16 protein-coding genes are annotated in these 20055 nt (G+C 67.1%); 2 read left to right on the top strand and 14 right to left on the bottom strand.

All coding sequences use genetic code 11. The features are described from left to right. Positions 1-11: 11 nt before the first annotated feature. Positions 12-1019 (top strand): UDP-glucose 4-epimerase GalE, encoded by a 1008-nt coding sequence (gene galE, locus K5K93_RS18680; protein ID WP_093820618.1) that lies wholly within the window; start codon positions 12-14, stop codon positions 1017-1019. Positions 1020-1091: 72 nt separating this feature from the next. Here the strand turns inward: galE and glmM are convergent, their stop codons facing one another. The 5 genes from glmM to trpB all read right to left on the bottom strand — a co-directional run bounded on the left by glmM (position 1092) and on the right by trpB (position 6206). Then, a complete protein-coding gene (gene glmM, locus K5K93_RS18675; protein WP_222388663.1) occupies positions 1092-2456 on the bottom strand; it encodes a phosphoglucosamine mutase in 1365 nt (454 codons plus the stop codon). Continuing rightward, positions 2456-3331 carry an acetyl-CoA carboxylase, carboxyltransferase subunit beta gene (accD, locus tag K5K93_RS18670; RefSeq protein ID WP_093820622.1) on the bottom strand — a complete coding sequence of 292 codons (876 nt, stop codon included), beginning with the start codon at positions 3329-3331 and terminating at the stop codon, positions 2456-2458. The genes glmM and accD overlap by 1 nt, the downstream gene beginning before the upstream one ends. 169 nt (positions 3332-3500) lie before the next feature. Beyond that, positions 3501-4310, bottom strand: coding sequence for a tryptophan synthase subunit alpha (gene trpA / locus K5K93_RS18665; RefSeq protein ID WP_222388662.1), 810 nt, complete (start codon positions 4308-4310; stop codon positions 3501-3503). Between the two features lies 1 nt (position 4311). Beyond that, positions 4312-4992 carry a hypothetical protein gene (locus K5K93_RS18660; protein ID WP_222388661.1) on the bottom strand — a complete coding sequence of 227 codons (681 nt, stop codon included), beginning with the start codon at positions 4990-4992 and terminating at the stop codon, positions 4312-4314. After that, on the bottom strand, positions 4989-6206 hold the full coding sequence (trpB, locus tag K5K93_RS18655) for a tryptophan synthase subunit beta (RefSeq protein ID WP_032975005.1): 1218 nt from the start codon (positions 6204-6206) through the stop codon (positions 4989-4991). The genes K5K93_RS18660 and trpB overlap by 4 nt, the downstream gene beginning before the upstream one ends. A 96-nt stretch (positions 6207-6302) precedes the next feature. Between trpB and K5K93_RS18650 the strand changes: the two genes are divergently transcribed. Then, positions 6303-7190, top strand: coding sequence for a LysR family transcriptional regulator (locus tag K5K93_RS18650; protein ID WP_222388660.1), 888 nt, complete (start codon positions 6303-6305; stop codon positions 7188-7190). 52 nt (positions 7191-7242) lie between these two features. On the opposite strand, the gene K5K93_RS18645 is transcribed toward K5K93_RS18650, so the two are convergent. The 9 genes from K5K93_RS18645 to K5K93_RS18605 form a co-directional block, all read right to left on the bottom strand. Further along, on the bottom strand, positions 7243-7893 hold the full coding sequence (locus K5K93_RS18645) for a hypothetical protein (RefSeq protein ID WP_261311877.1): 651 nt from the start codon (positions 7891-7893) through the stop codon (positions 7243-7245). A 157-nt stretch (positions 7894-8050) separates the two neighbouring features. Next, complete coding sequence (locus K5K93_RS18640; protein ID WP_222388659.1) at positions 8051-9160, bottom strand: toxic anion resistance protein; 1110 nt, start codon at positions 9158-9160, stop codon at positions 8051-8053. Positions 9161-9203: 43 nt separating this feature from the next. After that, a complete protein-coding gene (locus tag K5K93_RS18635) occupies positions 9204-9902 on the bottom strand; it encodes a hypothetical protein (protein ID WP_261311876.1) in 699 nt (232 codons plus the stop codon). 5 nt (positions 9903-9907) lie between these two features. Beyond that, positions 9908-15286 (bottom strand): DNA repair ATPase, encoded by a 5379-nt coding sequence (locus K5K93_RS18630; RefSeq protein ID WP_222388657.1) that lies wholly within the window; start codon positions 15284-15286, stop codon positions 9908-9910. Between the two features lie 82 nt (positions 15287-15368). Beyond that, positions 15369-17387, bottom strand: coding sequence for a hypothetical protein (locus K5K93_RS18625; protein ID WP_093820635.1), 2019 nt, complete (start codon positions 17385-17387; stop codon positions 15369-15371). Continuing rightward, positions 17384-18058, bottom strand: a complete 675-nt coding sequence (locus K5K93_RS18620; protein ID WP_222388656.1) for a YqiJ family protein — start codon at positions 18056-18058, stop codon at positions 17384-17386. Before K5K93_RS18620 ends, K5K93_RS18625 begins: the two co-directional genes overlap by 4 nt. 168 nt (positions 18059-18226) lie before the next feature. Next, positions 18227-18883: a phosphoribosylanthranilate isomerase gene (locus K5K93_RS18615; protein WP_025876155.1), complete on the bottom strand. Its 657-nt coding sequence runs from the start codon at positions 18881-18883 to the stop codon at positions 18227-18229. Then, positions 18880-19650: a tRNA pseudouridine(38-40) synthase TruA gene (gene truA / locus K5K93_RS18610; RefSeq protein ID WP_025876154.1), complete on the bottom strand. Its 771-nt coding sequence runs from the start codon at positions 19648-19650 to the stop codon at positions 18880-18882. The genes K5K93_RS18615 and truA overlap by 4 nt, the downstream gene beginning before the upstream one ends. 32 nt (positions 19651-19682) lie before the next feature. Next, a complete protein-coding gene (locus tag K5K93_RS18605) occupies positions 19683-20042 on the bottom strand; it encodes a VOC family protein (RefSeq protein ID WP_025876153.1) in 360 nt (119 codons plus the stop codon). Positions 20043-20055 lie beyond the last annotated feature (13 nt).

The raw sequence follows: 20055 nt of genomic DNA, 5'->3' as shown, positions 1-20055 counted from the left end.
GACTACAGGAAATGAACGTTCTGGTTACCGGCGGCGCTGGATTCATCGGCTCCCACACCTGTGTGGAACTGCAGCAGCAGGGCCATGCGGTGGTCGTCGTCGATTCACTGTGCAACAGCGACGCCGGGGTGATCGGCCGGATCGGCGACATCACCGGCATCGCGCCGCTGTTCGTACAGGCCGACGTGCGTGACCGTGCGCGGATCACCGCGGTGCTGCGCGAGCATTCGATCGATGCGGTACTGCATTTTGCCGCGCTGAAATCGGTTGGCGAATCGCGGCAGATGCCGTTGGACTACTTCGACAACAACATCAGCGGCACCCTCGCCCTGCTCGGCGCCATGCGCGATGCCGGCGTGGGAACGTTCGTGTTCAGCTCGTCGGCAACCGTGTACGGCGACCAGGACCATTGCCCGGTGGCCGAAACGGCCTCGACCTGCGCGATGACGCCCTATGGCCGTTCAAAGCTGGTGGTGGAGCAGCTGCTGTCCGACCTGGTCGGCGCCGACACGTCGCTGCATGTGGCAACGCTGCGCTACTTCAACCCGGTGGGTGCGCATTCAAGCGCGCTGATCGGCGAGCTGCCGCACGGAACGCCCAGCAACCTGATGCCCTACATCGCCCAGGTGGCCGCCGGCCTGCTGCCCGAAGTGCAGGTATTCGGCGATGACTATCCGACCTGTGACGGCACCGGCGTACGCGACTACATCCATGTGCAGGACGTGGCGCGGGCCCACGTGCTGGCGCTGCAGTACCTGCGCGACAAGCGCCGCAGCATCACCCTGAACCTGGGCACCGGCCAGGGCCACAGCGTGCTGGAACTGATCAAGGCCTTCGAGCAGACCGTCGGCCGGCCGATTCCGTTCCGGATCACCGGTCGCCGTACCGGCGACATCGCGGTGAGTTTTGCCGACCCGTCCCTGGCCCTGCGCGAGCTGGGCTGGACCGCGCGCCATGGCCTGGCGGACATGTGCCGCGACACCTGGAAATGGCAGACGGAGATGCCGCGCAGCGCCTGACGCCTTGCTTGCGGCAGACAGCAACATGGCCGCACAAGCGGCCATGTTGTCAGTTCGATCCAGCGACAGGGTTCAGGCCGCAGCCGCCGTCCTGACCGCCGCCGAAAGCCGGTCCAGGGTGTCCTGCATCAGCGTCGCGTCATCGGCCTCGACCGTGACCCGCACCACCGGTTCGGTGCCGGAAGGACGCAGGAAGGCACGCCCGCGACCGGATACCGCCTGCTGCGCTTCGAGCAGCGCAGCCTGCACGCTCTCGGCCTGCACGGTGGCCTTGGCCGAGACATCGCCAAGGCGCACGTTGACCGTCTTCTGCGGCACCTTGGACAACGGCTGCAGCGCTTCGCGCAGGCTCTTTCCCTGCTGCTTCAGCGCCACCAGTACCTGCAGGGCACTGACGATGCCGTCGCCGGTGGTGGCCCGGTCCAGGCACAGCAGATGGCCGGACGCTTCGCCACCGAGTACGCCGCCTCCCTCCACCAGTGCCTGATGCACGTAGCGGTCGCCGACGTTACTGCGCTGGAACGGAATCTGCAGTTCGGCCAAGGCTTTTTCCAGACCGAAATTGCTCATCAGGGTGCCGACCACCGGACCGCGCAGGCGACCGTCGGCCTGCCATGCGCGCGCCAGGATGTACACCAGGTCATCGCCATCGACCGGGTTGCCGCGGTCATCGGCCATCAACACCCGGTCACCATCACCATCGAAGGCGATGCCCAGATCGGCGCGGGTCTCACGCACCTTTGCAGCGAGGTTGTCGATGTGGGTCGACCCGACGCCGTCGTTGATGTTGACACCATTGGGTTCGGCACCGATGCCGATGACCTCCGCCCCCAGTTCGCGGAACAGCAGCGGCGCGATCTGGTAGGTGGCGCCATGCGCGCAGTCGAGCACCAGGCGTACACCGCGCAGATCGAACGCGCGTGGCACGCTGGACTTGCAGAACTCGATGTAGCGGCCGACGGCCTCGCGTGCACGCGAGGCCTTGCCAAGCTTCTCCGAAACGGCCGTGGTGAACGGCACGTCCAATGCGGCTTCCAGCGCCAGCTCGGTGGCATCGTCGAGCTTCTCGCCCTGGGCGGAGAAGAACTTGATGCCGTTGTCGTAATGCGGATTGTGCGAAGCACTGATGACGATGCCCGCATCCACGCCCAGAGTACGGGTCAGGAAGGCAACGGCCGGGGTCGGCATCGGGCCGAGGAGCTGCACGTCAGCACCCGCAGCAACCAGCCCGGCTTCCAGCGCGGCTTCAAACATGTAACCGGAGATCCGCGTGTCCTTGCCGATCACCACGATCGGGCGGCGCCCCTCCTGGCCACGCTGGGCAACCAGCACACGGCCCAGGGCGTTGCCCAGGCGCAGCACGAAATCAGCCGAGATCGGCCCTTGACCGACCCGACCGCGGATGCCGTCGGTACCGAAGTACTTGCGGCTCCCCATCAAGCTTCCTCCGGTGCCGGCTCGCGACGCAGCATCGCCAGCAGGTCGGCCAGACGGTCGCGCAGTTCACGACGGTCACAGATCTGGTCGATGGCGCCGTGCTCAAGCAGGAATTCCGAACGCTGGAACCCTTCCGGCAGCTTTTCGCGCACGGTCTGTTCGATCACGCGTGGGCCGGCGAAGCCGATCAGCGCATGCGGCTCGGCGATGTTGATGTCACCCAGCATCGCGAACGATGCGGACACACCGCCGGTGGTCGGGTGGGTCAGCACCGAAATGTACGGCTGTCCGGCTTCACGCAGTCTGCCCAGCGCGGCCGAGGTCTTGGCCATCTGCATCAGCGAGAACAGGCCTTCCTGCATGCGCGCGCCACCACTGGCGGAGAAGCACACGTACGGTGCGCCGATCTCGGCGGCGGTTTCGGCGGCAAGGGCGAAGCGCTCGCCGACCACCGAGCCCATCGAGCCCCCCATGAAGGCGAAATCGAAGGACGAGGCCACCAGGGGACGGCCCTTGAGCAGGCCGCGCATGGCGATCAGCGCGTCGTACTCACCGGTGTTCTTCTGCGCGATCTTGATGCGCTCGCTGTACTTCTTCTGGTCCTTGAACTTCAGCAGGTCGGTCGGCCCCAGGCGGGCAGCGATCTCGGTGGTGCTGTCGGCGTCGAACAGTGCAGCCAGACGGGCGCGCGCGCGGATGGCCATATGGTGGCCGCACTTCGGGCAGACCTCCAGATTCTCTTCCAGCTCCGGACGGTACAACGCACTGCCGCAGTTGCTGCACTTTTCCCACAGGCCCTCGGGGACGCTGCGCTTCTTGCTGGGGGTGTTGTCGGTGCGGATGCCAGACGGCATCAACTTGCTGAGCCAACTCATGCGGGAGGACACTTCCGTTCAGGGCGGCCCGGGGGCCGCAAAGGCGGACAGTCTAGCTCCGCTTTCCCCGCCCGTGCACCCCCTGCCCGGCCTTGGGCCCGCTGGAAAAAACCATGCTGGGACGTACGTTTAGGTGCTGGGTAGCGCCGGGCATGGCCCGGCGCCACCATTACTGATCCAACGCCTGCCGCAGCGGAGCCAGGAAGGCTGCGGCGCGCTGCGCCGCATCGTCGGCGGAGCTCGCTTCGGCCAGCACCGCCACCAGCGCGCTGCCGACCACCACGCCGTCGGCCTGGCGGGCCATGGCTGCCGCACTGGCTGCGTCCTTGATGCCGAAGCCGGCCACCACCGGCACGCTGGCCCTGGCCCGCAGCGCCTGCAGGCGTGCGCTGGCCGCGTCGCTGTCCAATCGCTCGGAGGCGCCGGTGACCCCGGCAAAGCTGACGTAGTACAGATAGCCACGGGCCAGCGCCAGCAGCTTGTCGGCGCGTGCCTCGCTGGTGGTCGGCGATGCCAGCAGAACCAGCGCAAGGCCTGCAGCGTCGAAGGCCTGCTGGGCTTCGCCGGCCTCTTCCGGCGGCAGGTCGACCAGCAGCACGCCGTCCACGCCAGCGGCCACCGCCGCTTCGGCGAACGCGACGTAACCGTGGATCTCCACCGGGTTGAGATAGCCCATCAGCACCACCGGCGTCTGCGTATCCTGTTGCCGGAACTGCGCCACCGCCTGCAGCACGTAACGGTTGCCGGCACCGCGCGCCAGCGCGCGCTCGGAGCTGCGCTGGATGGTCGGGCCGTCGGCCATCGGATCGGAGAACGGCACGCCCAGTTCGATCACATCGGCACCGGCCTGGACCAGCGCGTGCATGACCGGCACCGTGGCTTCCAGCGACGGATCACCGGCGGTGATGAAGGGGATCAGGGCCTTGCGCTGCTGCTGGCGCAGGCGCTGGAAACAGGCATCGAGTCGGGATACGGACATTTCAGGCACACCCTTCAATCAGTTCAATCGCTTCACTGGTTCCCCAGTACATCTGGAGGACCCTCCCTTCAAACAGTTCCACGCGGATGCCGAGGGCCGAGCCCGGATCCTGCCAGGTCAGGTATTCACCCTGCTCGCCGTCGTAGGCATGCGGGCTGGACACAGGCGGCTTCGGGAACCGGGCGACCGCTTGGGCGCGGGTCATTCCCACGCGCAGGCCAAACGGGCCGGGTTGCTCGGCCGGCGCCCCGCTGTCCGGATCCAGGCCGAGGTCGAAACGAACCACGCGGTCCTCGTCGGTCATCATCGACACGCCCGCCGGCAGGGCCTTGCCGTCGTAATACTCGCAACTGCCGCCGAGGGCTTCGACCGCCCCCTGCGCCGTCCACGGCCCGAGTGCCTTGAGATCGCTCAAGTGCTGGCCGATCAGCACCTCGCCGGCATGGTCCAGCGCCACCGAGACCACGGCCGGGCCCTCGTCGTCGCCCTCGCCTTCTGCTGCGGGCGGGTCATCAATCGGCGTGCGCGCCAGAGGGTCGACATCTTCATTGGCGGCGGCCTGCTGCGCAGGCTGCGTGGTTGCCTTGGCCGCCGGCGCCAGCACGGGCGGCTCCGGCGGCTGGCAGGCGCCCAGACTGAATGCCAGCAGCAGTACGCTGCTGTTGCGCATCAGCGCACTCACAGCACCAGGCCTTCGCGCGCAGCGATGGTATGCACGTCCTTGTCGCCACGCCCTGACAGGTTGCACAGCACGATCTGGTCACGCGGACGCCCGCGCGCAAGCTTCATCGCCTGCGCAAGCGCGTGGCTGGACTCCAGCGCCGGCAGGATGCCTTCGGTGTGGGCCAGCAGATGGAAGGCCTGCAGCGCCTCTTCGTCGGTGATGCCGACGTAGCGCGCACGGCCGCTGTCGGCCAGGAACGCATGCTCGGGGCCGACACCCGGGTAATCCAGGCCGGCCGACACCGAATGGGTCTCGATGATCTGGCCATCGTCGTCGCACAGCACATAGGTGCGGTTGCCGTGCAGCACGCCCGGGCGGCCGGCGGCGATGGAAGCTGCGTGGCGGCCGGTGTGGATGCCATCACCGGCCGCTTCAGCGCCGACGATCTCGACCTGGCGGTCGTTGAGGAAGGCATGGAACAGGCCGATCGCGTTGCTGCCGCCGCCGACGCAGGCGGTGATCGCATCAGGCAGGCGACCGTACTCGGCCAGCATCTGCTCGCGTGCCTCGCGGCCGACGATGGCGTTGAAGTCGCGCACCATGCGCGGGTACGGGTCAGGACCCGCTACCGTGCCGATGATGTAGAAGGTGTCCTGCACGTTGGTGACCCAGTCGCGCATCGCTTCGTTGAGGGCGTCCTTCAGAGTGGCCGAGCCGGAGGTGACCGGCACCACCGTCGCCCCGAGCAGTTTCATGCGGTAGACGTTGATCTTCTGCCGCTCGATGTCGGTGGCGCCCATGTACACCACGCACTCCAGGCCCAGCCGCGCCGCGACGGTGGCACTGGCCACGCCATGCTGGCCGGCGCCGGTCTCGGCGATGATGCGCTTCTTGCCCATCCGCGCCGCCAGCAGCGCCTGGCCGATGGTGTTGTTGATCTTGTGCGCGCCGGTGTGGTTCAGGTCCTCGCGCTTGAGCAGGATCTGCGCGCCACCGACGTGGTCACTCAGTCGTTCAGCATGGTAGATCGGGCTCGGCCGGCCCACGTAATGGGCCAGGTCGCGGTCATAGGCCAGCTGGAACGCCGGATCCTGGCGGGCCTGGTCATAGGCCTGGGCCAGTTCCTGCAGCGGGCCGACCAGGGTTTCGGCGACGAAGCTGCCACCGTAACGGCCGAAGTGGCCCTGGGCGTCAGGGAAGGCATGGAAATCGGCGATGGGAGAGTCAGGCATGGAGACGACCGGTCGTTCAGACAGGTGGATACTCTAGCGCACGGTTTGTGTCCGGAAAATGGATATTATCTGGCCTATCCCGTCAGGAAATCTCACATGAGCACATCACTGCTGCCGCCCCTGAATGCCCTGCGGGCGTTCGAGGCCACCGCACGTCTGGGCGGCGTTGGCCGCGCGGCCCAGGCGCTGCATGTGACCCATGGCGCGATCAGCCGGCAACTGAAGCTGCTGGAAGACCATCTGGGCCTGGCCCTGTTCCAGCGCGCCGGCCGCGGACTGCGCCTGACCGCCGCCGGCACCCGCCTGCAACAGGCATGCAGCGAGGCGTTCGGCGGCATTGAAGACTGCGTGCGCGAACTGCGGCGGCCAAGCGCGGAGCCGGCCCTGGTGCTGGGCTGCAGCGGCAGCGTGCTGGCGCGCTGGATGATTCCGCGGCTGCCGGCACTGCAGGCTGCCCTGCCCGGCGTGCGCCTGCAGTGGTCGGCCCTGGATGGCAGTTTCACCGAGGCGCAGGCCACGCTGGATGCGGTGCTGCTGCTGGCACAGGGACCATGGCCGCGCGGCTGGCAGGTGCGCGAGCTGGCACCGGAACGGGTGGGTGTGGTGGTGGCGCCCTCGCACCCGGCGGCGCAACGGTTGCGCCATGCCCCCCCGTCGGCCTTGCTGCGGGAAACGCTGCTGCACACCCGTTCGCGCCCGCAGGCGTGGCCTGCATGGGCGCAGTCGCACGGGCTGGACCCGGCCCAGCTGCAGCTCGGCACCGGCTTCGAACACCTGTATTACCTGCTGGAAGCAGCGGTAGCGGGGCTGGGCCCGGCAATCGCGCCGGAGCCACTGGTGGCCGAGGATCTGGCAGCGGGGCGGCTGGTCGCGCCATGGGGGTTCGCCGCGACCGGCGGGTTCTGGGTGCTGGCGCGGCCGGACGGCCCTGTCGATGCGCGCGTGGACGCGTTGGCCGATTGGGCGGGAGCCCAGCTGAAGTGAAGATCGCCGTCACGAAGTGGGCGCCACGGTGGGCAACCTCGCTTGACGTCGATTACATCCCGTCAGAAAACAGGTCGAGCACGTCAGCACTGACCCAGCCCTGCGCGCAGTTGCCAGCGTAGTGTCCCGGCCCTGCCACGTGGCAGCCTTCGCTTCCCATTTCATTCATGCCGCTGATGGGCCTGTCACCATAGGTCTCACACAACGCGCTGCCTTTGCACTTGCCGACCGTTGCGGCGGGAATGGCGACCACGTAATAGAAGAGCGGATTCTGTCCGGCACGACCGATGCCCTGTACGCAGACCAGCTGCCCTTTCGACAGCCTTGCGGTCGTCGAAACCCTGCTGCCGGTGCTCGGCACTGCGTCCAGGGTGTCCACGCCCTTGTCCTCGGCAACGCCGGCGAAGAAGCCCTGTTCGCCACAGGCCGGGGAAAGCTCGACGTCGTAGAAGTCACCGCTGTTGACGTCACCCGCCGTGCAGCCAGCGCCCTTGCTGGCGTCGCTGCATTTCACCCCGCTGGCCTGGATCAACGCGGCCAACCCGCTGTCGGCCGATGCTGATGCAGACACGGGTGCGGCCATCGAAGCAGTGGCGGGCGCCGTTGCAATGGTTGGCGACGAAGTGGCCGGGCTCGACGATTCTCCGGCGGCGCACGCAGCCAGAGCGAGCAGCAAACCTGGAACAGCGGCGATGCGGGCCATGCGCGAACGGAGAAGGGGCATATCCATTTGCAACCTCATTGACGGCATGTCGCACCGCAGACGGCGCGCCATGATGGAACGCGCACGGCTGGCACCCAGCCGTGGCAGGTTGGGTGCATTGTGTCCGGCCAGATGCCTGGTGGATGTGGGGTGACCGTTACGGCGCCGTCGGCGCCGCCAGGCGCTGCTGCAGGTCCTCGCGCAGGCGCGACAACTCGACTTCGGCCTGCTGACGCTGCTGCATGCCCTCGCGATGGATGCTGCGCACTTCCTCGACGGTAGCAATCAGCTGATCGTGCACGTGGCGCAACGTAGCCACATCGATCACGCCGCGCTGGTTGCTGCGTGCGGTGTCCACCGACGCCTGGCGCATCAGGTCGGCATTGCGTCGCATCAGCTCATTGGTCGCATCGTCGATGGCATTGGCCAGTTCGGCGGCGTTCTTCTGTTCGCCCAGCGACAACTGGATCGCGAACTGGCGCTTCCACGAGGGGATGGTGATGTCGCGGACGGTGTTGAACTTCTCGATCAGCTGCAGCGCATTGGCCTGAATCAGGCGGATCATCGGCAGCGACTGGTCAGCCGCGTGCTGCATCAGCTGCAGGTCGGAGACGCGCTTCTCGATCAGGCGGATCGCATTGTCGATCTCGCTCTGGCGGATGCGCTGCTGCGGGTCATCGCTGCCCTGCCCCAGCAACTGCTCGGACTGCAGCTGGGCCAGGCGCTGCTTGCCGGCGGCGGCATACAGGCCCAGCGCATGACGCTCCTCGCGGACGATGTCATGCATGCGGTCGAAATCGCTTACCCGCTTGCCCATCAGCGCCTGTTGCGCACCCACGTCGCCGAGCAGCTGTTCGATCTGCAAATTGGTATCGCTGAACTTCTGCACCAGCTCGCCCTTGGAAGAACGCAGGCGATCGATGAGGCCACCGATCAACGGCACCTTCGAGCGCTGGGAAAAACCATCCAGCTTGAGCTCGCGCGCGATGCGCACCACTTCGCCGAGTTTCTCGCCATTGGCATCGAGGTCACGGTTGCGCACCTGGTCCAGCAGCTGGCTGGAAAAGGCCGTTGTGCGTGCGGCGGCCTCACGGCCGAACACCTGCAGGTTGCCCGGCCGCAGGTCTTCCAGTTCGCGGCCGATTTCGGCGATGCGCGGCAGGTCGTCGCGGACCAGGCCGAGGGCCTTCAACGTGCTGTCATCAAGTTCAGGGGCGGGCATGGTGGCGGGCACGAGCGTGCCGGAGTTCTGGCTGTCCTGGGTCATCGGGCAGTGTCCTTGCGGTGGATAAGCGGCAGCGGCGGCCGGCTCAGGGCAGTCTAGCCTGAGCAGCGGCTACTTCGTCGTCGATCTGGGCCTGCAGCGTGGCTGCCTGCTCGGCCTGTGCAGCCTGCGCCAGTGCCTGGCGCGCCAATGCGGCCTGGCGCCAGGCCGGCAGCAGGACATCGTGGATGCGGACGAAGCGCTGCAGCAGGGCTTCGTCCTGCTCCTGCAGCAGCCGCCACTGCCCGCTTTCGATGCGTCGCAGCGTGGCCAGCCGCTGCAGATGGTCCACGCGTGGGGCCAGCGCGACCTGCGCAGCTCCCTGCAGTGTCGCCAGCTGCGCGGCGCCGAACGTGGCCCAGGCCTCCAACGCGGCGGCAGCCGCATCGTTGTCGATGATGGCCCGGGCACGCTGCTGCACACGCTGCGCGAGACCCTGCGCCTGCTCGCGCGCCTGCAGCGCCAGCACGCCCAGCTGCGCCTGCAGCCCCTGCGCCTGTGCCTGGCGTTCAACGTCACGGCCGAGCAGGCGCCCCCACCAGCTCTCCTGCCGGCGCAGGCGCGCCGGATCGCTGGCCTGCAACGCCAATGCGATCCGCGCCAGCGCAGCCACCAGTCCCTCGCCTTCCGCGCCGGCCTGCAACGGTGCAGGCTCGGCCAATACCTGCAGCAAGTGGCTGCCATACGCTGCCAGCGTGGCCACATCGGCGTGCGCCGGAAGCGTGGGTTCTGGCAGGGAGCGCACACAGGTCACGGCAGTGGCGGCGGCCGTGGGCCGTCATCAGCCAGCGTTTCCGGCGGCAATGATTCACCGTAGAAGTGGCGCATCAGCGCTTCGTCCAGCGCACGTTCTTCCGGAGTCGCTGCACGACGCACCCGCGGGCGACGACGCGTGTCGGTCGTGGCCACATCGGCCGTTACCTGCTGCCGGGCCCACCCGGCAAACGCCGCCAACGTCTGCGACAACTGCACCTGCTGTTCCTGCGAGGCGACCAGCAGCTGCAGCAGCGGTGCCAGACCAGCCTGCAGGTCTTCGGCCAATGGCGTGGCTGCGGCCTGCGGTACGGCGGCAGCCGGCGCGCTGGCCGGACGTGCATCGGCCAGGCGCTGCAGCGCTGCCAGCAAGGCCGGCCATGGCGCAGGCTCCGGTACGACGGCCACCTCTGCCGGCGGCGGCGGCGGTGGCAGCTGCAACGCACTGGCGATGTCGGCCAGCTGCGCGACCACGCGGCCACCGACATCACTGTCACCGGCACCCATTGCCTTGTTGCGCAGGAAATCACGCTTGATCTGCGCCCAGCGTTGCGCGCGTTCTTCATCGAGCACGCCACGCAGCTCGGCCAGCTTCAGCAGATTCTCTTCGGCACCGGTGGTCAGCAGCTGCGCTTCGCCCAGGTAGTGGTCGGAGATCAGCTGCTGCAGCTCGTCGTCATTCATCACCGGCGAAATCTTCTCCGCCAGCTTGTTCATGTTGCGGTAGCTGCCCTGCAGGCGGAAAGGCGGCTCGGTGCGATAGCGGTCATCCTGGGCAGCGCTGGCGATGTACTGCTGGTTGACCTTGTAGACCACATCGCGGACCTGCAGCATGCGCTGCAGGGTGGCGGTGATCTCGTTGATCTCGGCGCCGCTGTAGGCGTGGCTCAGGCCGTTGGTGGACACATCCTTGCCCATCGCGCGGTCGACCAGCAGGTACAGGTCGGCCATCTCGCGCGTGGCCAGTGGCGCCAATACCGGGTTGGAGGTCAGGCTGTTCTCGATGTAGCTGAGCGTGAAGGCTGCTTCCATGCCACCGAGCACATCGCCCAGGTTGTAGATGTCGGCACGGTTGGCCAGCATGTCCGGAATCTTGAACACTTCGCCGGATTCGGTGTACGGGTTGCCGGCCATGACCACGCAGAACTTCTTGCCACGCATGTCGTAGGTGCGCGTACGGCCGCGCCATACGCCTTCGATGCGGCGCGTGCCATCGCACAACGAGATGAACTTCTGCAGGAACTCGGGGTGCGTGTGCTGGATGTCATCGACATACAACATGGTGTTGTTGCCCATCTCCAGCGCCAGGTTGAGCTTTTCCAGCTCCTGCCGCGAGGTGGCATCCGGTGCCTGCTGCGGATCCAGCGACCGCACTTCATGACCCAGCGCCGGGCCGTTGATCTTCATGAAGACCAGGCCGAGGCGATGTGCCACGTACTCCATCAACGTGGTTTTGCCATAGCCAGGCGGCGAGATCATCATCAGCAGGCCCATCAGGTCGCTGCGCTTGTTCTCGCCAACGGTGCCCATCTGCTTGGCCAGGTTGTCGCCGATCACGCCGAGATATACGTCGTTGATCAGCTTGTTGCGCACGAAGGAAGACAACGGCCGGGCCTTGAACTCCGACAGCCGCAGGGTTTCGCGTTCGCGACCGATGATGCCCTGGCGCACCGCCTGATAGGCATGGAAGGCCGGTACGAACGCCTGCAGGTGATGCTGCAGGCGTGCCAGGAAATCGTCCAGCGACACGGTCAGGCTGCCGTTGTGGATGCGGGCGTGTTCGCCCAGCAGGCCGCTGACCTCCGCCTGCAGCGGTGCATCGCTGGCACGGGTGCGCAGCTGTCGCTGCACCAGCAGCAATGCCGCCGCTTCTTCGACATAGCCGGCATGCGCCGACTGTGTCGGCAGCCCGGCGAGCGCCCGCAGCCATTGCCCGGCCAATGCCCAACGCATGGCCAGCGGATCCTGCGAGCGCTGCAGCGCACGTTCAAGCGCATCACGCTGGCCCGCCTGCTCCAGTTGCTGCGACAGCGCGTCCAGCAATGCCTGCGCGTGCCGGCTGGTGCTGAACACCGGCTCGCCGGCCACCAGTTCTTCGCCCAGGTATGCCGCTGCTGCATCGGCGGCGGCGGCGTCAAACGGCAGTGCATGCGCGAGTGCATGGTCATGCAGCGCCTTGGCCATTTCCGCACGCAGGGCCTGGCGCCCCTCGTCGGAACCGAACAGGCGCGCGATGGCCTCCGCACCGGCCTGCCGGCCGGGCCACTGCGCCACGGCTTCATCGCGTTGCCGCGCGGCCCAGAACAGCAGTGCCAACGCACGCACATGGGACGAATGCCGCAGCGGTCCGGCGGCCTGCTGCAGCGGCAACAGCGCGCGCAGGATCAGGGCGGCGTCATGGTCATGGATACCGCGCTCGTAGCCCTCGCGATAACGCGGTGCCGCAAAGGCGCGGACCCGCTGGCCCAGCGCTTCCGGTTCGGCTGCATCGTGCTGCAGCTGGGCCAGGTCCAGGCCATCGCGGCCCTCCTCCGCAGCCAGCAACAGGCACCCGGCCAGGTATTCGCCGCGGTAGATCGCTGCCGATTCCGAATCCAGGGTCACCGGCCAGAACGGCTTGAGCGCATCAAGCTCGGGATCGTGCAGCGTCTCCAGGAAATCGGTGCCGGTGAGGTGGATGGCAAGGGTTCCACCCCGTGGCAGCAGGGTCAGGTCCAGCGCCTGGGTGTTCACGCTGAATCGATGGCGCGGACCAAGGCGGACCACGTTGCCGCCGGCCTCGTGCAGGTCGCTGCGGTCGCGCAGCTGGCGCACGGCCTGGTCGCGCACGCCCTTCAGGCGCGCCTCGACATCGTCAGCCTTGACGTTGTCGCGCAGCGCACGCAGGCGCTCGGCCAGTTCACGCAGCTTGAGGATCAGCGGATCGCCGGCGAAGAACGCGTTGAGCTCGTCGGCCGTGCCGAACCGCTCGGTACGCTTTCCGAGGCCATCAAGGATGCGGTTGGCGGCATCGAGCACCGAGCGCGCCTTGCGCTGGCGATCATCCAGCAGGGCCTGCTTGTGCGTATCGAAGGCTTCGACCAGCTCTTCGCGCTTGCTCAGGATGTCGCCGAGGAACTGCTCGTGCTCGCCGAACTGGCTTTCCAGTTCTTCCAGCTGCACCAGCAGGCGCGACAGCTGTTCGTCGGCCCGCTCAGGGTCGCTGGCCATCGCCAGCGCGCTGGTGATCGACTGCGAGAACAGGGCGAACTGGGCGGCGAACTGGGCCACGGCTTCGGCCGAACCCAGCGACTTGCGGCGCTGTTCGGCGCGGGCGCGTGCCTGGTTCAGGCGCCCGTACAGCAGCGAGATGGATTCGACCACGCGGGTGCGCGCAGTCGCATCGTCGACCTTCAGCCCGGCCATCAGCTCGGACAGCATGTCCAGGTCGCCGGCCATGCCGCGCAGGCCGTCCAGCTGCTCATCCAGCTGGCGTGCACTGGCGGCCTGCTGTGCGGCTTCGTCCAGCGCCTGCATGCGGGCGGTCAAGGGGGCCAGCGCTGCATCGCCGGCAAGGAAGGTACCGGTGGCGGCGCCGACACGGTCGTGCGCCTGCACCAGTTCGGCGGCCATCGCCTCGATGCGCGCGGTATCGATGTAGCGCAGTTCGCGGATGGTCAGCAGTCGACCGCGCAGTGCGGTGATCGCGTTGAGCGCTTCGACGAAGGCCTGCACCTCGTTCCAGTTTTCCGGCTGCAGCCGGCCCAGCAGCGCCTTGTGCGTGGCCTCGGCCTCGGCCATTGCCTGGGCCGACTGCTGGCGGATCGACTGCACCTTTTCGTATTCGTCCAGCACCGATTCGCCGGTGGCGCTGATCTGCCGCAGCAGGGCTTCGGCGCCATCGCAGGCCTCGTCACCCAGCCAATGATGCGCATCGAAAAGCCGCCGGGTATCGGCTACCAGGCGCTGGTAGCGCTGCACCGATACATCCTGGCCGTCGATCTCGCGCGCCAGGTTGAACAGGTTGGAGATGCCGCGAACCAGCTCGGCGTTGCCGATGCGCCCCATGAAGGTATTGCCGGGCGGACGGCTGGCGGCGAACTCATCGCTGCTGAAGGGCGTCTGCCAGACCTGCATCGGATGGATGCGGGTCGGCTCGGTGCCTTCGGCATGGAACAGCACCATGCGTCCGTCCTGCATGAAGGCGTAGCCGTGGCCGAACACGGGGTTCTGCAGCACGCGCTGGATGGTGTTGTAGACGAACAGCGCCGAACGCCCGCCTTCGCGCTCGTAGAAGATGTACAGCACGTCCTCGCCGTTGGGCGAACGGATGCTGCGCTTGAACTGCATGCCATCCATCGAGGCGTCGAACGCCTTGTGCTCGCCACCCTGCAGGTAATAGCCGCCGGGGAAGATGATGCCGTGGTCTTCGGGCAGCTGCACGCAGGCCTGGACGATGGCATCGTTGCGCACGATGTCGCCGGTAAGCGTGTTGTAGATCAGTCCGCGCCATTCGGTTTCGCGGTAGGGCAGCACTTTCAGCAGCACCAGCGAGCCGACCCGGGCGAACTCGAACTGGGCATCGTCCAGCGACTGCGTGCTGTCCTCCACCGGTTCGCTGTAGATGCCCTGCCCGGTTTCGGTGTTGTTCTCCACCTTGATGGTGAGATCGCCACCGGTGGTTTCCACGAACAGGGTATCGAGGACGTTCAGATGCGAATGGCGGCCGTTGACGGCAAGGTCGCGCGTGGCGCGGGTCCATTCGAAATCGAAGGGTGGCGGCAAGGCGATGTCACGCTCGCCGCGCGCATCGAGATAGGTCAGTTCACCTTCGCGTGACAACGCCCAGCGGAACACGCGCACGTCGCTGCTGCGCTCGCCGATCTGGAACGAGGCCAGCAGCTTGTCGCCCACCACGATCAGCTGCAGCAGGCGCGCATGCTTGTAGTACGCGTACAGCTCGTTGAAGTCATGCACGAAGCCGGGCTGGTCGAGGAAACTGCCCTTCAGTTCAAGGGCAGCGACGTCGTAGCCATCGGCGCCCTGTACCAGCCGGTACAGACCGAACACATCTTCGATGCGGGTCTGGGTCTTGAGCCCGATGAACACGTTGTAGCCGAACAGCAGGCGATCCGGGCCGACCTGGACGATGTCGCGGCCGACACAGTTGTTCTCGCTGCGGATACGGAAACGGCCGACCACCTCCAGGCGGCTGTCGCCGAACTCGGCCAGGCGCTGGCGGTTCAGCTGCTCGGCAACGGCCTGCAGGCGCTGGCCCTGTTCGCCGAGACGGCGCCGCAGGACGTCATAGGCGCCGCCCTGGGCTACGGCATGGTCGACGGTATCGCCGGCAGCCTCTGGTGCGGTGGACTCGGTGGACGGTTTGGTTTCGGACATCAGCAGGTTTCCGGCTCACGGACGGCCGGCCGTCGATGCGGCCGGCACGGGTGGGCGATGGCGATGGCCATCGCCGGGTGGATCAGCGCGCGCTGTCGACCACGACGGCCGCCGCGACGGGCACGGTCTCCGTGTCCTCGGCGATCTGCCGTGGTGCACTATCGGCCACGTTGACACCCAGGTAGCGCTGCATCAGGTCCTGCACGATCGGGCTCTTGCCGGCGAAGCCTTCGATCGACTTGCCCAGCGAAACCGCCTTGATCAGGTTCTCGAACATGCCGCCGTCGCCGCCAACCAGGTCGATGTCGGCGTTGCGCAGCGCGCTGGCGATGACGCCGGCGTTCTCGCGCGAGACTTCCTTGCCGGCTTCGATCGAGGCCAGCGCCTGCTTCAGGCTGTTGTCCAGCATCATGCGGAACTCTTCATGGCCGCGCGCCTGGTCGCTCAGCGAAGCGATGGCTTCAAACTTGCGGACCAGGCCCTCGGCCTCGGCCAGCAGCTTCTTCTGCACCACGCCGGCTTCGGCGTTGCCCAGCGATTCGGTGGCGGTGGCACGGGCCAGGCCCATCTTCTCCTCGCCCTGCGCCTGTGCCTGCAGCGTCTCGGCCAGCACGCGCGCCTCGTTGCTGCCCTGCTTCAGGTTCGCTTCGGCCTTGGCTTCGATCACGCGCGCCTCGGCGATGCCGACCTTCTCGATCGCCAGCGCCGACGCTTCGCGTACCTGCGCTTCGGCCAGGCCGGGCGCGGCCTGCTCGGCGCGGAAGGCGTCGGCCAGCAGGCGCTTGGCCTCGGCCTGCTTGCCGGCGGCTTCGTGCTCGGCCTGCGCCAGCGTGGTCAGCTCCACCGCGCGATGCTTGGAGGCGGTCTCGCGGGCCTGGGCTTCCTTCACTTCGCGCACCAGCGCTTCCTGCGCCTTCGCCTCGGCTTCCAGGATCAACACCTGCTTCTGGCGGTCGGCCTCGGAGACTTCGCGCACTTCCTTGATGCGCTCTTCTTCCTGCGCCACGGTCTTGTCGATGGAGATGCGTTCGCGGGTGATGTTGGCCACGTCCATCTTGCCCTGCTCGACCACCTTGTCGCGCTCCACGCCCTGCAGCTGCACTTCGCGGTCGGTGGTGACCTGCTCCAGCTGGCGTGCGCGCTCGACGCGCTCGGCTTCGATGGCCACGGCGCGCTGGCGGTTCTGCTCGGCCACTTCAACTTCGCGCATGCGGTTCTGCTCGCGGATGTCGATCAGCTGCTGCGCTTCGATGCGGGCGTTCTCGGACAGCTGGCGCTGCTCTTCCTGCACCTTGGCGGTCTCGGCTTCCTCGCGCGCACGGATGGTCTCGATCTCGCGCTTCTGCCGTGCCTCGGCTTCGGCCTGCTGCCGTTCAAGGGCCAGCAGTGCTTCGCGGGCTTCGACGTTCTTCTTGGTGATGGCCAGCTTCTCGTTCTGCTCCAGTTCGTTGGTCACCACGTTCTGCGCAGCGGTCAGCTCGGTGATCTTGCGGATGCCCTGCGCGTCGAGGATGTTGAACTGGTCCAGCAGCGACTTCGGGGTCTGCTCCAGGTAGTCGATGGCCACGTCTTCCAGCACATACCCGTTGAGGTCGTTGCCGATCACCGCGATGATCTCGTCGCGGAATTCCTGGCGCTTCTCGAACAGCTCGGTGAAATCGAACTTCTTGCCGACCGTCTTCAGTGCTTCGGAGAACTTGGCGTTGAACAGCTCATCGACGGCATGCTTGTCCGACGCGCGGTCGGCGCCGATCGCCTTGGCCACGCGCAGTACGTCGGCCTGGGTCTCGTTGACGCGCAGGTAGAACGCCACGGCGATGTCGGCGCGCATGTTGTCGCGGCAGATCAGGCCTTCCTTGCCGCGGCGGTCGATCTGCAGGGTGATCAGGCTGATCCGCATCAGCTCGGCGCGGTACAGCACGGGAATGATCAGCGCACCGGTGAAATGCACTTTCGGGGTGGAACTCATGTCGTTGACGATCAGGGCCACGCCCTGGTCGACCTTGCGGTAGAACGCCTTGAACAGGCCCGCCACGCCGAGCAGGAGGGCGAGGACGCCGCCCACGATGATCAGGAAGGGGAGCACGGATGCCAACGTCATTGATGTTTCTCCTTGTTGCCCGGAAGCAGGTTGTCCTGGAAGTCGAGGGCGACCGCGTCGGCGCGGACCACCCGGTAATGGTGTTGTGCAGCCACGTGCTCGACCAGCACGATGCGCTCGCCGCGCTGCAGTTCGATGTCGCTGCGGATCTGCAGGACCAGGCCGGCACCGCCGTCATCGACGGTGGCATGGCCACTGCGTGCGTCGACCTTGGGCGAAGCGACCACGCCGACCCGGCCCAGCAGCGAGGCCTGCGGCACCGGGCGCAGGCGCAGCAGGAAGCGGCGGATGGGACGCAGCAGCATCGCGGTGACCGGCACGGCCGGCAGGGGTGCAAGCACCGCCACGACGGTGCCCAATGACCAGCGCAGCAGGTCGGGCAACGGCAGCAGCAGGTACAGATGGATGAAGTAGGTGAGGGTCCAGGCGAACAGGCTCAGCAGCGTCACCACCACCATGAGCGGCACGCCGCCCAGGCCCCAGCGCGCCAGCAGCGCTGACAGGCCACTGAGATGGGCATCGCCTTCAAGGGCGCCATCGGCACCGGCCTCGCCGAAACCGTCATCGACCAGGCCAAAGGCGGCAATCCCCCAATACAGCACCGCCACCGCCAGCGCGACGCTGTACGGGAGGGTCGGATAACCGAGTACGACGGTTAGGAATTCCTGCATCGCTTGCCTTCCTGGGCGGGGGCGCCAGGCGCCCGTTCGGAGCACGCCACCAGCGGCTCCGTCGATCCTCGTGCCGGCCCTCATGGCCAGCACGCTTGGGATCATCCTATGTGAAGAGGGTGTGCAGGCTCAAATGTGAAGACCGGACACCTCGGAAGTGACCGTGTCTCAATCCAGCACGGCGCAATCGGAGCGCCGGACTTCTTCCACGAACGTGCGCATCTTGTAGCCGTCCTTGATGCCCGGCTCCAGTTCGATGCCACTGGAGACATCCACGCCCCACGGCAGGGTCGCCAGCACGGCGTCATGCACGTTCTCCGGCGTCAGGCCTCCGGCCAGCAGGAACGGCCGGTGCAGGCCGGTGGGGATACGCGACCAGTCGAAGGCCACGCCGGTACCGCCGCCGCCGCCCGGCGCATGGCTGTCGAACAGGAAGCCGGCGGCGCTGGGGTAGCGCAGCTGCAGGGTGCGCGCATTGATTTCCTCGCGCCCGCCCATGGCGATCGCCTTCAGGTAAGGCATGTTGAAGCTGCGGCAGAAGCTCTCGTCTTCCTCGCCATGGAACTGCAGCAGGGTCGGCCGCACGGTACGCAGCACCTCGCGCACTTCTTCCCTGCTGTTGTTGCGGAACAGCGCCACCACGTCGACCATCGGTGCGATGGCCTGGCGCATCGCGCGCGCTTCGGCCGGCGCGACCCGGCGGCTGCTCTCGCGGGCGAAGATGAAGCCCACCGCATCCACGCCCAGCTCGCCGGCCAGGCGCACGTCGCCGGCACGGGTCATGCCACAGAACTTGATGCGGGTACGGTAGTAGGAGCGGCTCATAGCGTTACCTCGGCGGGCAGATGCCAGTTGTCGGGGTACAGCGGCCCCAGGAACACCAGTCCCTGCGGGGGAGCGGTGGGACCGGCCACGGTGCGGTCGCGCCCGGCCAGCAGTTCGGCGATCCACTCCACCGGCTGCTCGCCACTGCCGACCAGTATCAGCGAACCGACGATATTGCGGACCATGTGATGAAGGAATGCATTGCCGCGCACCGCCACCTCGATGACGTCGTCGTGGCGGCTGACCTGCAGCGACTGCAGCTCTCGCCGGGCATGCAGGGCCTGGCACTGGACCGAGCGGAAGGCGCTGAAATCGTTCTCGCCCAGCAGGGCCTGCCCGGCCAGGTGCATGCGCTCGGCATCGAGCGGGCGCCGCTCCCAGCTCAGGGTCTGCCGGCCCAGCGCCGGGCGCACTTCGCGATTGAGCAGGCGGTAGCGATAACGTCGTGCGCGGGCAGAGAAACGGGCATGAAAATCGTCGGCCACCGGCACGCACCAGCGCACGGCGATAGAACGCGGCAGGCGGGTGGTGGTGCCGAGCATCCACGCGCGCGGATCACGCACCACGTCGGTGTCGAAGTGCACGACCTGGCACTGGCCGTGCACGCCGGCATCGGTGCGGCCGGCGCAGACCACCTGCAGCGGGGTATCGGCCACCGATGACAGGGCCTGTTCCAGGCTGGCCTGGACGCTGGGTCCGCCCTCGCCCAGGTTCTGCCAGCCCCTGAAATCGCTGCCGTCGTACTCGACGCCGAGCGCGTAACGCATGTGCTACCTCGATGTTGCGGGTGGGGCGGCGCTCAGGCCGGGTCGCGCTCGGACCAGACCGCCAGTTCGTTGCCACCGGGCTCGACGAACTGGAAACGGCTGCCGCCAGGGAAAGAGAACACGGTCCGCACGATCTGACCACCGGCCGCACGCACCGCCGCTTCCATCGGCGCCAGCTGGTCGGCATACAGCACCAGCAGTGGCGCGCCTTCGCTGGCACGTTGTGGTTGGCCACGGAAGAAGCCTCCCTGCAGGCGGCCATCATCGAAAGCGGTGTAGTCGCTGCCGTAATCGACAAACGACCAGCCGAACACGACCTCGAAGAACGCGCGGCTCGCAGCCGGGTCGCTCGAGGCGAATTCAACGTAGTCGAGACGGCGTTCGCGGGTCATCGCAGGTCCTTGT

The organism is Stenotrophomonas sp. DR822 (genome assembly GCF_019793815.1).
Classification (GTDB): domain Bacteria; phylum Pseudomonadota; class Gammaproteobacteria; order Xanthomonadales; family Xanthomonadaceae; genus Stenotrophomonas; species Stenotrophomonas indicatrix.
The sequence above is the reverse complement of the archived record's forward strand: the minus strand, read 5'-3'. Positions and strand labels throughout refer to the sequence as shown.